Raw genomic sequence first — 13,250 nt, forward strand, 5'->3', positions numbered from 1 at the left:
ACTAAACATGATGGTGAACACTCTCCTCCAGGAACGGATGGTTTACTGGCACAAGCGAAGCCTTTGTTAAGCCTTTTGTGAACGTAATCAGGAATATTCCCAGGAAAATCAATGTAGTTCCTATCTCAATAAATCCGATACCTGCATCTGTACGCATTGTACCCGGCATCATCATCAGGTAGAAGTCCAACCAGTGGCCAATGAGGATCGCAATTGTAACGATTTTCAACATAATCATCTGACGTTTTGCATCTCTTGTCATCAAAACAAGGAAAGGGAATGCAAAGTTTATCAAAAGATTAGTGAAGAATATCCATTTGAAATGGCCACCGTTTCCACCAAGTCGTTCGATGAAATAGATTGACTCTTCCGGGATGTTTGCATACCAGATCAGCATGAACTGAGAGAACCAGATGTAAGTCCAGAAGATAGAGAACGCAAATACAAACTTGCCTAAGTCATGAATATGGTTTGCATTAACCAGTTTCAGGTAACCATTCTGCTTCAGTATGATTACAGTAAGTGCAATCACTGAAAGACCAGATACCCACCAGCTTGCAAAAACATACCAGCCAAACATAGTTGAGAACCAGTGCGTGTCAATAGAGAGAACCCAGTCCCAAGCAGAAGTTGAAGAAGTTACACCGAACACAACCAGGAACATGGCTGAGATTCTGATGCTCTTATGATAGTAGTTTGTACCTCCGTGTAGATCTTCACCAATTGAGTTTCTTCTCAACCAGTTGAAAAACAGGATCCATAATACGAAGTAAGCTATCATTCTGATTAGGAAAAACCAGAAGTTCAGGTATGGGGCTTTACCAGCGATAATAGGATCGTACTGTGGATTTGGTGTTACTCCGTCTTCCAGGAACTGGTTGTAGAGATAATCATGTGTCCAGTGAAAAATATCGTGTCCACCCAATAGGAATGTTACCAGCATTACAGCACCACCTATTGGTAGGTAGTAGCCCATAGCCTCTGGTATGCGTTTGATCAGTACCGACCAGCCTGCATACGCCACATACTGAACCGCTACAAAGAACACACCCACAAGTGCTATACCTGTAAAGTAAACGTTATTCAGCCAAAGATTCATGTAGAGTCTTTTGGACCAGTGTGCTGCTTCATGTCCTGCAGCGGCTGCTTCGCCATGCCCTTCGGCGTGATGGCCTCCGCTCATCGCAGCTATAATTATACCAGCTATAAGCAATACAACACCTATAGCTATCATCAAGAAAAACTTGTTGTTCGTTTTTCTGGAAATGATGAGTCTTTCTTCTGTCATTATCCTTTTGATATTATGCCTTAGACTTAGTTAGTAGGTGTAGTACCTGTTGCTGTAGTGTCTGCTGCTGCAGGGGCTGGCGCTTCGCCACCCTGTAGTTGCTGCACGTACATTACAATTTTCCAACGCTCTGTCGGGTTTACCTGCGAACCGTGCGGCAGCATACGACCACGACCGTTTGTGATTACATGGTAAATATGTCCTGCTGGCAGGGATGCCACACGTCCAGCGGAGTATGAAGGCACACCTTTGAACTTCTGCCCAACCAGACCTTGTCCATCTCCTTGATCACCATGACATGGTGAACAGAAACGGGTATACAATACCTGCCCTTCGGCCAGATGCTGGTCGTTATATTCCAGCGGGTTTTTCAATTCCACACCAGCTACTTCAGCCTCATCTTTCGACAAGTACATGTTGTAGCCCATTTTGCCACGTGCCACGGTACCTTGCGCTGGTTCACGCATGTTCATGCCACCTGGGTTGTATAGGTTCTCCTTTACTTGCGAGTAAGGATCCAGCGGAACAGAGTGATACATGTCCGGAGCATACTCCAAACCAGGATCTTTCTCATTGCTGCAGGCTACCAACACGGCGCCTGAGAATAATACTGCAGAGGCTTTAATACCTAAATTTAGTAGACCTTTCATTATTTGATTACCTCCTTCTCGTTAACCTCGATTGCACCATTTGAGCGAAGCAGATCGTTTAGAGCAGGCATGTCAGTTACACCTTCTTTTACTTCGATCGCCATGACAAACTTATCGTCTGTGGAACGTTTGTCGAAAACATTCACCTTGAACGATGGCTTCAGCTTTGTGACAATGAAGAAAGTGATCACCATACCGAATGCTGCGCATAAAACGGTAAGTTCGAAAGTTACAGGGATAAATGCTGGCAAGGCGATGTGCGGCTTACCACCAATGATCATAGGCCAGTCGAAACCCAGCATCCAGATCTGCATCCAGAGTGCGAAAGAAGTTCCGAACAAACCGCAGAAGAATGCTACGATTGGAAGTCTTGAACGCTTGATACCTAATACATCATCGATTCCGTGGATAGGGTACGGCGAAAAAACTTCGTAAATATTAGTACCGGCAGCCCGGACGTTCTCGATGGCCTGCAGCAGGACATCCTCATCATCGTAGATACCTAGAACGAATTTTTTAGTCATTGCTATGGATGTGTATTAGTGTGCGAATCCTTATCAGTACCGTGCATAGTGCCATGCGGGTGGTGCTTCACCTCTGAAGATGACTTCAGAATAGCCTTTACCTCTGCCATGTTTATTACAGGGAAAAACTTAGCAAACAGAAGGAACAGTGTAAAGAATAGACCGATTGTTCCTACATAGATACCAATGTCGATGATGGTTGGGGAGAACATGGCCCAGGAAGAAGGCAGGAAGTCTCTGTGCAGCGACGTTACGATAATTACGAAACGTTCGAACCACATACCAATGTTCACGAAGATGGTGATGATGAATGTAGCTGTCAGGCTTCTTCTGATGCTTCTGAACCAGAAGAGCTGTGGTGTGATTACGTTACACGTCATCATAGCCCAGTAAGCCCACCAGTAAGGACCGGTTGCACGGTTGATAAACGCATACTGCTCGTATTCAACACCTGAGTACCAGGCAATGAAGAACTCAGTAATGTAAGCCACACCCACGATTGAACCTGTCAGGATAATTACCTTGTTCATCGATTCAACGTGCTCCAATGTTATGTAATCTTCCAGCTTGAACACCTTACGCGTGATGATCATCAGGGTCAGTACCATCGCAAAACCAGAGAAGATCGCACCTGCCACGAAGTATGGAGGGAAGATAGTCGTGTGCCAGCCTGGGATAACTGATGTTGCAAAGTCCATGGATACGATCGTGTGTACTGAAAGTACCAGTGGTGTTGCAAGACCTGCCAGGATAAGGGAAACAGTCTCGTAACGAGACCAGGCTTTGGCTGAACCAGTCCAGCCAAAAGAAAGGAATGAGTAAGCTCTACGGGCGATTGGGCCGGTTGCTCTGTCGCGGATGGTAGCAAAGTCAGGAATTAGACCGATATACCAGAAAACAAGCGAAACAGAGAAGTAAGTCGAGATCGCGAATACGTCCCAAAGGAGCGGTGAGTTGAAGTTAACCCAAAGCGAACCGAAAGTGTTTGGTAGAGGAAGTACCCAGTAAGCCAACCAAGGACGGCCCATGTGCAGTACCGGGAACATCGCGGCGCAAATTACGGCGAAGATCGTCATCGCCTCGGCTGCGCGGTTAATGGAGGTTCTCCACTTCTGACGGAACAGGAGCAAGATGGCGGAGATCAGCGTACCGGCGTGACCGATACCTACCCACCACACGAAGTTGGTAATGTCCCATGCCCAACCTACTGTTTTGTTAAGTCCCCACTCACCTATACCATACCACAGGGTACGATAGGTTGAGTAGATGAAAATAGCCAAGCCTACTAGAGCTACAGCAAGGGCAGCTGCCCAACGTACGTTGGGCTTGGCCTCCACCTGTCTGCAGACATCTTCAGTGATATCGTGGTATGTTTTCCCCCCCGTTACCAGAGGCTCTCTTATCGGAGATACGTGCTGCATAGCGCTATCTAATTTATAAAATTAAGCTAAGTTTCTAATTTTTGTCAGGTAAGTCACGTTTGGCTGTACGTTCAATTCTTCCAGTACGTGGAAGGCACGCTCGCCTTTTTCACGGGCAAGTGTCTTTGATATACGGCTTTCCGGATCCAGCATGTCACCAAAGATGATGGCATCAGTAGGGCATGACTGCGCGCAGGCACTCACGATCTCTCCATCAACTGGTCTTCTGCTCTCTCGCTTGGCTTCCAATTTGCCCAGCTGAATACGCTGTACGCAGAAAGAGCATTTCTCCATCACACCGCGTGAACGAACTGTTACGTCAGGGTTCAGTACCATCTTACCCAGATCGTTGTTCATATTGAAGTCGAACTTATCGTTGTTTGAATAAGCAAACCAGTTGAAACGACGAACTTTGTAAGGACAGTTGTTTGCGCAGTAACGCGTACCAACGCAACGGTTATAGGCCATTTGGTTCAAACCTTCTGAGCTGTGCATGGTTGCTGCAACCGGGCATACCGTTTCGCACGGAGCGTGGTTACAGTGCTGGCACATCATTGGCTGGAAGATTACACTTGGATTCTCCGCCGGATCTTCCATTGTTTTGTAATCTTTCGCCTCGTGCTCTACCGCGCTGTAGTAACGGTCAATTCGCATCCAGTGCATCTCACGACGCATCAGAACCTCTTCCTTACCTACTACAGGAATATTATTCTCTGCCTGACAGCTTACTGTACAAGCACCACAACCTATACAAGAGTTCAGGTCGATCACCATACCCCAGTGGTGGTTCTTGTACTCGTAATCATCCCAAAGAGAGATGGCAGCTGGTTTGGCAGGGCCTTCGTGCGTTGCGATGCGCACATACTGCGTTACCTCTTTCGGGTTGGATTTGTAATTTGCCAGTGTGTTCTCCTGTACCACAATACGATCCATGATCGTATGGTGCGTTTGGGTTTGAGCTATCTCAACAGTAGAACCAGTTTTTTCAAGTTGAACAGCACCTGTGAACAGGATACCATTGTCTGCTACAGTGGCAATTGGGAAGGCATTCGCACCGCGACCTTTGGCAGTTGGCATAGAGTCCAGCTCACGGCCATAGCCCATGGCTATACCTACTGTACCCTGTGCCTGACCTGGCTGAATCAGTGCAGGAAGCTCCAATGTCTTACCGTTAGCATAAGTTACTTTCAGCACGTTTCCTTGTGATACGCCCATCTCCTCAGCCATTTTGCGTGGCATGGTGATGTAGTTATCCCAGGTCGCTTTCGTGATCGGATCGGCCATTTCCTGCAACCATGGGTTGTTGGACTCTGCACCTGTACCGATACCTACTTTTTCATAAACGACAGCTTCAATGCTTCCACCGGCTACAGCTCTTGGGGCTCTACCGGCAGCGTCCGCTGCTGTTAGTGTACTGGCGGTTGCAGGGCTTAGGGCCAGCATGCTGGTTCCGTTCTCCAATACACCGTCGTGGACTGCTTTCTCCCACTGTGCATCAGTTCCTGCTGCACCTTTTCTCCAGTTGTTGCGGATATAGTCGTAGAAAGTTGTCTTGCTTCCACTCCAGGCCAGTAAGCTGTCCTGTGCCTGACGCGTCATAAAGATCGGGCTGATCACCGGCTGGGCCAGGCTCAGGAAGCCTCTCTTCGGCTCGTAGTCGTTCCATGACTCCAGGTAGTGGTTGTCCGGAGCTACATAGTCTGCCAAAGCGGCCGTTTCCTCTACTCTGTCAGCAAAAGAAACTTTCAGGGCTACTTTCGCCAGACCTGTTTTCACGCGGTCAGCAAGTGGGTGATCATAAACAGGGTTCGCGTTGTAGAAGAACACCGCTCCTACGCTTCCATTGTTCATTTCGTCGATCAGACGCAGCATTTGGGCATCGTTACCCTGCTTCACCAGGTATGGAGAGGCAGTATCGATAGTAGCACCTTCTGCGCCAATTGTTTTGTTGATCGCTGTTACAAGCGTTTGTACAGCCGGATCGTTAGAGCCGGACACTACCAGAGCGCGACCGTTGTTGGCACGTAGATCTTTGATAGCATTTTCCAGCGCTTTCTTGTCAACATTGGCTGGAGCGTTTACACCCTGACCTGAGAGGCCATTGTAAATCGCCGTTGCGATAGCCAATTCTTCTGACGGCTTGATTGGAACACGCACGTCGGCGTTTGCACCTGTAAGCGACATAATCGTCTCAAACTGGTAGTGACGCGACATGTTCGAGTTCTCAGCTGTGATTTTTCTATTCTGGATGTACTGCTTCGCGAATGGGATCGGAGCAACCCACGTACCCAGGAAGTCGGCGCTGATGCTTACAATGATATTGGCTTTGCTGAAATCATAGCCAGGTATAACACCCCCGTTTGCGCCAATCAGAGCAGAAGCTGAGTTTGGATCATAGGTTACGTGCTCAAAGTTACCCAGGCCAGCACCGAACTCGTTGATAAGCTGTTTTGTGGATGGGCTGATTACAGTAGAAGAAACTAAAGCTACTTTGCCGTTCACTCTGGCTAATGCCGAGCGGATTTCGCTGTCTACTTGCTCCCACTTCGCTTCTTTGCCCTTGATAAGCGGTGTGCGCAATCTGTTATTGTCGTACAGACTCAGCACAGAAGCTTGCGCCTTAGGGCTTGTACCCATTGGCGTCAGTGTAGAGCTAGGGTTTGGCTCAACCTTGATCGGACGACCTTCGCGTGTCTTTACAAGGATGCTGTTAAAGTCACCGTTGTTGAAGTATGTAGAAGCGTACCAGTTTGCTACGCCTGGCTCTACGTCTACAGGTTTGTTCAGGTATGGGATAGCCTTTCTTACTGGCGCCTCGCAAGAGGCCAATGTAGCGGCAGCCAGACCGAAGCCCAACAGTTTCAGGAAGTCTCTGCGGGGAGCAGTCAAGCCTGTTGACTCACCCTCGCCTCTGGCTTCGTTTATCGGCAGGAATTCTGGAAACTCATTATGAGCGTGTTTCGCGAATTCAGGAGTATTCTCAAGCTCCTCTATTCCTTTCCAGTATTTTATTCTGTCTTGCATATTATATCTAGAAAACTCGAATCCTTAATTGTTACTGATTAGTAGTGGCACTTAGAACATTCTGCACCACCATTTGATGACACTGTGAAGGCACTCTTCGTAGTTGATTCGTGCAGTTTCACCAGGTTGTCATAATATGCATTTCCTTCTGTGTTAAGAGGAGTTTCGCGGTGACAGTCGATACACCAGCCCATTGTGAGCGGTGAGTACTGGTACACTACTTCCATTTCCTGAATAGGTCCGTGACAGGTCTGGCACTCTACGCCACCCACTTGTGTGTGCTGTGCGTGGTTGAAATAAGCCAGGTCAGGCAGGTTGTGGATACGCACCCACTCGATTGGCTTGTTGCGCTCAATTGCTTTGTAGATTTTCTGAATCTCTGGTGATTCAGCCTTAATCTGGCTATGGCAGTTCATACAGATGTTAGCGGAAGGAATGCTGGCGCTCTTGCTCTCGTATACTGTTGTGTGGCAGTAGTTACAATCGATCTGGTGCTCACCAGCGTGCAGTTTATGCGAGAAAGCGATTGGCTGCGTTGGCGCATAACCCTGCTGTATACCAACACCCATTGCCTTGTCAAGCGTCAAGTCGATCAGCACGATCACAAAGATCAGAACAACCAGAGTGCGTACGGCCTTAGACTTATATATTTTAGAGAAGTCGAAGCGTTGGTTTACGATTTCAGCATCGTACTCATCGAGCTGCTTGTTTTTATTCAGGTAGTTTTTCAGTACCGATGTGATCAAAAGGAGTGTCACAACCAGCACGATCAACACTACAATTAGCACTACCAGCACAATGTCCAGGTAACCACCAATTGCACCAACGGCATCCGTACCAACATTTTCACCAGGAGCAGCAGCCGTAGCCTCGCCAGCGGCAGGCGCCTCGGCAGCAGCAGACTCTGCAGACTTGATATAGGTTAGTATCGAGATGATTTCATCGTCAGAGAACGCAAAAGAAGGCATTGCCTGCTTATTGAACTGGTTGTAAATAGCAACCGCATCCTTATCACCTGAAGCGATAAGCGCCTGTGAGTTTTTGATCCAGCTAAGCAGCCATGTCTGCGATCTACGCTCGTTCACGCCTTTCATACCAGGACCAACCACTACATCGCTTCCCACAGAGTGGCAAACCACGCAGTTGTTCTTATACAGGGACTCGCCTGCACTTACAATACCTGCATCATCTACAGGCAGACTTGCGCCTTGCGCATACCCTGTAGTCGACACTCCAAAAGAGGCCGCCAAGGCAAACAAGAAGGCAATCAAGAATTTGGTTTTTGCTCTTTGTATACAGCTAATCATAGCCAGGACGCTTGTGTTTAGTATAATGGTGAATTTACTTTACGGGCACAAATCTACTACCTGAAACCCATTAATCAAATATTATATGTTTATTTTTACCCCTATACACAATATCCCATTAAGTACAATCACTTAAGGGCTATTTTCTGCATTCTTTTAACTGAATCAACTTTTTTATTTAAAATTATTCTAAATAAGCCCAGTTAATCAGGCCAATCTCCACATTGATTTATCCTGTTTTATCTTGTTTTATACCCTATTTTAACCGCACCAACCTTTGAACTTATAAAACGCTGATTTTGTTGTCGTTAGCCATTATTTGATTGCTTATACTTTTTTACACTCCTCCATCCTCCTTTTCCGCTGACTGTAAACCTATATTATAATATATAGCAAAAGCCCTGGCTTTGTAATACTGCTGGTGTCCCGTGTTATAAGCAAGGAGGAGTATGGGCAGCAGATCTGCGAATTACTTAGCAGCATTGGCTGATATGCATTTTATTTTAAGGCAAGTTTTTGTATTACAGAATCATTGCCGTATATTTGCACCTTAAAACAAAAAAATTCTCATAACCAAATGGAATTAAAAAATTACGAAACGGTCTTCATTCTGACGCCTCTGTTGAACGAGACGCAGATGCAGGAAACGGTCGAGAAGTTCAGACAGGTGCTTAAGGAAAATAGCGCCGACATTATCCACGAAGAGAACTGGGGTCTGCGTAAGCTTGCTTACCCAATCCAGAAGAAATCTACTGGTTTCTACCACCTCATCGAGTTTAAGGCTCCATCTACTGTAATTGATGTGCTTGAGCTGGCTTATCGCCGCGACGAAAAAGTTGTTCGCTTCCTGACTACAGCACTTGATAAGCACGCAGTTGCTTACAACGAGCGCAGAAGAAAAGGTGAGTTCAAATCACAGGCTAAAAAAGAGGAGGTTAAAGCATAATGAGCCTAGTTAACGAAAGAGTACACAAGCAAGAAAATCGTCAGAAATACTGCCGCTTCAAGAAGAGCGGTATCAAGTATATCGACTATAAGGATGGCAACTTCCTGCTTAAGTTTGTAAACGAGCAGGGCAAGATTCTTCCAAGAAGATTAACAGGCACTAGCCTGAAGTTCCAGCGTAAAGTGGCCCAGGCTGTTGCCCGCGCACGTCACCTGGCTATCTTACCTTATGTAACTGATTCTTTAAAATAAGGAGGTAACGAACATGGAAGTAATACTTAAAGATGACGTTAAGAACCTTGGTTACAAGAACGATATCGTTACTGTAAAGCCAGGATATGGCCGTAACTACCTGATCCCACAGGGTCTGGCAGTGCTGGCTGACAAAACCAACAAGAAGATCGTAGCTGAGAACATCCGTCAGGCTGCCCACAAACTGGAGAAAATCCAGAACGATGCGCAGGAACTGGCTAACAAGATCGGTGACATCACACTGGAAATCCCTGCTAAAGTAGGTGAGACTGGTAAGATATTCGGTTCTGTTACGACTAACCAGATTTCTGAAGCCCTTAAGGCGAAAGGTCACGATGTAGACCGCAAGCGCATTTCTTTCGATCAGGACGTGAAAACAGCCGGCGAGTACACTGCCACGCTGAACCTGCACAAAGAAGTGAAGCACCAGATCCGCTTTAACGTAGTAGCTGAGTAATTTCAGCCGCTGCCAAGCATACAGAGCGCCCTGCCCGAAAAGCAGGGCGCTTTTTTTATTCCCTGCCTCAGGTTAATTTGCGCTATACCTATATCTATACCTATACCTATGTTTCGGACTGAGCTTCATATACCTGTCAGTGACCTTGCGCTGAATCTAACGAGCGGAATTGTTACGATGGGCTCCTGCTTTGCAGAGGTTATTGGCAATAGGCTGCAGCAGAACAAGGCGCAGGTATTGGTAAACCCCTTCGGCACGATCTTCAACCCGTTTTCGGTAAATAAACTGCTACGGGCCACTATAGGCGAAGCCCATACCCTAGCCGATCATCTGGTGCAGCACAACGGCATTTGGTATGCTTATGACCTGCACTCCTCTCTCTCCTCCCCTTCACGCGATACTTTACTAAAGAACATCGAGGAACGCCTGGCCCTTACACGCCATAGCCTGCAGCAAGCCAGACTTCTGATCATCACGCTTGGCACGTCCGTGGGTTATCGCTCGAAGAGCACAGGAGAGGTGGTCGCGAACTGCCACAAAATACCCGCCAGGGAATTCAATCGAGAGCTTCTCCCTCTCAACACGCTCCTAGACGATACCAACCAGGCATTGGAGGAACTATGGCAATTTAACCCTTCGCTGCAGGTACTCTACACCGTAAGCCCGGTACGCCATATCAAAGAAACGATTGAGGTCAACAGCGTCAGCAAATCCATTTTGCGCCTCCTTTGTCACGAACTTAGCACTGCCCACACGCAGGCCCACTACTTCCCTGCCTTCGAGATTATGATGGATGACTTGCGCGATTATCGTTTCTATGGCCGCGATATGGTGCACCCAACGGAAGTAGCCGAAGATTATATCTGGGAAAAGTTTGTGCATGCATACCTGAGCGAGGATTTCAGGGAATTTTTAAAAGCATGGGAAAAGATGCGCCGGGCCATTGCCCACAGGCCTTTCCACCCTGACTCTGAAGCGCACCAAAATTTTGTCAAAACCACGCTGCTTCAGCTACAAGAGCTCTCAACCAGGTATAAGCTGGATACCTCAGCCGAGGAAAAAGGGCTGCGGCAACAGCTTATTTCGTAGCCGCTTGGTTTACGGCCTCTCCCCTGCCATTTCGCGCCTCGCTGTAGCTATAGCATACTTTTGCCTGCTTAACCCGTAGGTATAGAATGCCAAAAGCTGCAAAACAATAACAATGGCCAAAAAAAAGAACTCACCGAACAAACTGATTAACGAAAGCAGCCCCTACCTGCTGCAGCACGCATACAACCCGGTAGACTGGTACCCTTGGGGCGAAGAGGCACTCCAGAAAGCCAAAATGGAGGACAAACCGATCTTAGTGAGCATCGGCTATGCCGCCTGCCACTGGTGCCACGTCATGGAGCACCAGTCTTTTGAAGACGAGAAAATTGCCGAGGTGATGAACAAGCACTTCGTGTGCATCAAAGTAGACCGGGAAGAGCGGCCGGATGTAGACGCTTTGCACATGGACGCCTTACAGGCGATGGGGCTTCAGGGAGGCTGGCCACTCAATGTCTTCCTGAATTCAGAAGCAAAGCCTTTTTATGGCGGCACATACTTCACACCCGAACAATGGGTCAACTTGCTGCTCAATATCGCCGAGGCCTATTCAAAGAACCGCCCGGAGCTGAACAAATCGGCGGAGCAGTTTGCGCAGCATCTCAACCTGAGTGAACTGAGCAGGTATGGCATCAGAAAAAGTAAGACTGCAGTAAACGAAGAAGAGTTTGAGGAACTGTACAAAAATCTAGCCCGGCACTTCGATAAAAAACACGGTGGCTTTGGCACGGCTCCCAAGTTTCCGATGCCCGCCAACCTGCTGTTCATGCTCCGCTATTATCATCACACCGGTCAGGATGCAGCGCTCAAGCAGCTCAACCTTACGTTGCATGAAATGGCCTATGGCGGTATTTACGACCAGATTGGAGGTGGTTTTGCCCGCTACGCTGTGGACCAGAAATGGCTGGTGCCGCACTTTGAGAAGATGCTGTACGACAATGGCCAACTGATTAGCCTGTATGCCGAGGCCTACCAACTTACGAAGGAGCCACTCTACAAAGCAGTTGTGTACGAGACCATTGCTTTTACAGAGCGTGAGCTGCTGAGCGAAGAAGGCGGATTCTACTCGTCGCTCGACGCAGACAGCGAAGGTGTGGAGGGCAAGTTCTATGTGTTTACGCGCAAAGAGCTGCAGGACCTGATCGGAGCAGAAGAGCCTATCCTGTCGAAATACTACCACGTGACCACGACCGGCAATTTTGAGCACGGCCAGAACATCCTCCATCGGCGCATCAGCGATGAGCACTTTGCCAAAGAGAACGAACTGGAGCTGGAGGTGCTGGAGGAAATGGTGAAGACCTGGAAGGAGAAGCTGCTGGAAGTGAGGTCCGAACGTATTCGTCCGGGACTGGACGACAAGATTCTCTGCTCTTGGAACGCCATTATGCTCAAGGGCTTAGCAGATGCCTACTATACCTTCGGTAACAAACACTTTTTGCACCTGGCTGTGCGCAATGCCGATTTTATATTGCAGCATTTAAAACGAGGCGATCGGCTATATCATAACTACAAAAAAGGCAACACCACCATCGATGGTTTCCTCGAGGACTACGCGCTGCTAATACGGGCATTGATCAGGGTATACGAAATCACCTTCGAGGAAAAATACCTGCAGGAAGCGAAAAAGCTCACGGCCTATACCCTGGCCAACTTCTTCGACGAGCAGGAGCAGCTGTTCTTCTTCACCGACCGAAACGCAGAGAAACTGGTGGCCCGCAAGAAAGAGCTGCTTGATAATGTCATTCCGTCATCTAACTCCGTGATGGCGACCAACCTATACCTGCTCGGGCTATACTTTGATGATGAGCGCTACCAGCAGCTTTCCGACACCATGCTGGCGCAGGTAAAAGAACTGGTCATAAAAGAGCCAAGCCACATGGGTAACTGGGCCAGCCTGTACTATCATAAATTGCAGCCCACAGCCGAAGTGGCCATTGTAGGACACCAGGCGCCGGAAATGCGCTCAGAGCTGAGTTCCTTCTACATCCCGAATATGCTGCTGGCTGGTACCGAAAACCATAGTGCGCTTCCGCTGCTGAAGGATCGCAGTGACATAGGTGGGCAAACAACAGTTTATGTGTGCTATAACAAGACCTGTCAGTTGCCGGTGCATACGGCTGCTGAGGCGCTTGAGCAGCTACAGAAGGGCAGTGGCGAAAACCCTAAGTTTCCGTCGCTGTAGGTATAGAATTATCTTTGCATGATTGGAATTGCAGGTATGGCTTATTATGCGGGCATGCAACAGGGATCGCCATACCTTCCGGAAAGCCTTCGGGAATTCCATGCTTTTTTGCGA

The 13,250-nt window shown here is 47.9% G+C and carries 11 protein-coding genes; 5 read left to right on the forward strand and 6 right to left on the reverse strand.

Annotated features, from left to right (window positions below; all coding sequences use genetic code 11):
* Position 1 precedes the first annotated feature (1 nt).
* Genes BD749_RS06930 through BD749_RS06955 form a run of 6 tightly spaced genes read right to left on the reverse strand, consistent with a single transcriptional unit; the run spans position 2 to position 8,178 of the window.
* Positions 2–1,288, reverse strand: coding sequence for a quinol:cytochrome C oxidoreductase (locus BD749_RS06930; protein WP_101443692.1), 1,287 nt, complete (start codon positions 1,286–1,288; stop codon positions 2–4).
* A gap of 26 nt (positions 1,289–1,314) precedes the next feature.
* A complete protein-coding gene (locus BD749_RS06935) occupies positions 1,315–1,938 on the reverse strand; it encodes a c-type cytochrome (RefSeq protein WP_101443693.1) in 624 nt (207 codons plus the stop codon).
* Positions 1,938–2,462: a DUF3341 domain-containing protein gene (locus tag BD749_RS06940; RefSeq protein WP_101443694.1), complete on the reverse strand. Its 525-nt coding sequence runs from the start codon at positions 2,460–2,462 to the stop codon at positions 1,938–1,940. The genes BD749_RS06935 and BD749_RS06940 overlap by 1 nt, the downstream gene beginning before the upstream one ends.
* Before the next feature lie 2 nt (positions 2,463–2,464).
* The gene (gene nrfD, locus BD749_RS06945) at positions 2,465–3,883 is read right to left on the reverse strand and encodes an NrfD/PsrC family molybdoenzyme membrane anchor subunit (RefSeq protein WP_101443695.1); all 1,419 of its coding nucleotides are present in this window, start codon (positions 3,881–3,883) and stop codon (positions 2,465–2,467) included.
* 21 nt (positions 3,884–3,904) lie between these two features.
* Complete coding sequence (locus BD749_RS06950; RefSeq protein ID WP_101443696.1) at positions 3,905–6,907, reverse strand: TAT-variant-translocated molybdopterin oxidoreductase; 3,003 nt, start codon at positions 6,905–6,907, stop codon at positions 3,905–3,907.
* Positions 6,908–6,945: 38 nt separating this feature from the next.
* On the reverse strand, positions 6,946–8,178 hold the full coding sequence (locus tag BD749_RS06955; protein ID WP_101443697.1) for a c-type cytochrome: 1,233 nt from the start codon (positions 8,176–8,178) through the stop codon (positions 6,946–6,948).
* A gap of 613 nt (positions 8,179–8,791) precedes the next feature.
* Between BD749_RS06955 and rpsF the strand changes: the two genes are divergently transcribed.
* The 5 genes from rpsF to BD749_RS06980 all read left to right on the forward strand — a co-directional run bounded on the left by rpsF (position 8,792) and on the right by BD749_RS06980 (position 13,136).
* Positions 8,792–9,160, forward strand: a complete 369-nt coding sequence (gene rpsF / locus BD749_RS06960; RefSeq protein ID WP_076670074.1) for a 30S ribosomal protein S6 — start codon at positions 8,792–8,794, stop codon at positions 9,158–9,160.
* Positions 9,160–9,411, forward strand: a complete 252-nt coding sequence (gene rpsR / locus BD749_RS06965; protein WP_068838643.1) for a 30S ribosomal protein S18 — start codon at positions 9,160–9,162, stop codon at positions 9,409–9,411. The genes rpsF and rpsR overlap by 1 nt, the downstream gene beginning before the upstream one ends.
* A gap of 13 nt (positions 9,412–9,424) precedes the next feature.
* Positions 9,425–9,868: a 50S ribosomal protein L9 gene (gene rplI, locus BD749_RS06970; RefSeq protein ID WP_101443698.1), complete on the forward strand. Its 444-nt coding sequence runs from the start codon at positions 9,425–9,427 to the stop codon at positions 9,866–9,868.
* 108 nt (positions 9,869–9,976) lie between these two features.
* Positions 9,977–10,957, forward strand: a complete 981-nt coding sequence (locus BD749_RS06975) for a GSCFA domain-containing protein (RefSeq protein WP_101443699.1) — start codon at positions 9,977–9,979, stop codon at positions 10,955–10,957.
* A 112-nt stretch (positions 10,958–11,069) separates the two neighbouring features.
* A complete protein-coding gene (locus tag BD749_RS06980) occupies positions 11,070–13,136 on the forward strand; it encodes a thioredoxin domain-containing protein (RefSeq protein ID WP_101443700.1) in 2,067 nt (688 codons plus the stop codon).
* Positions 13,137–13,250: the final 114 nt, after the last annotated feature.

This window comes from Pontibacter ramchanderi (genome assembly GCF_002846395.1).
In the GTDB taxonomy this organism is placed as follows: domain Bacteria; phylum Bacteroidota; class Bacteroidia; order Cytophagales; family Hymenobacteraceae; genus Pontibacter; species Pontibacter ramchanderi.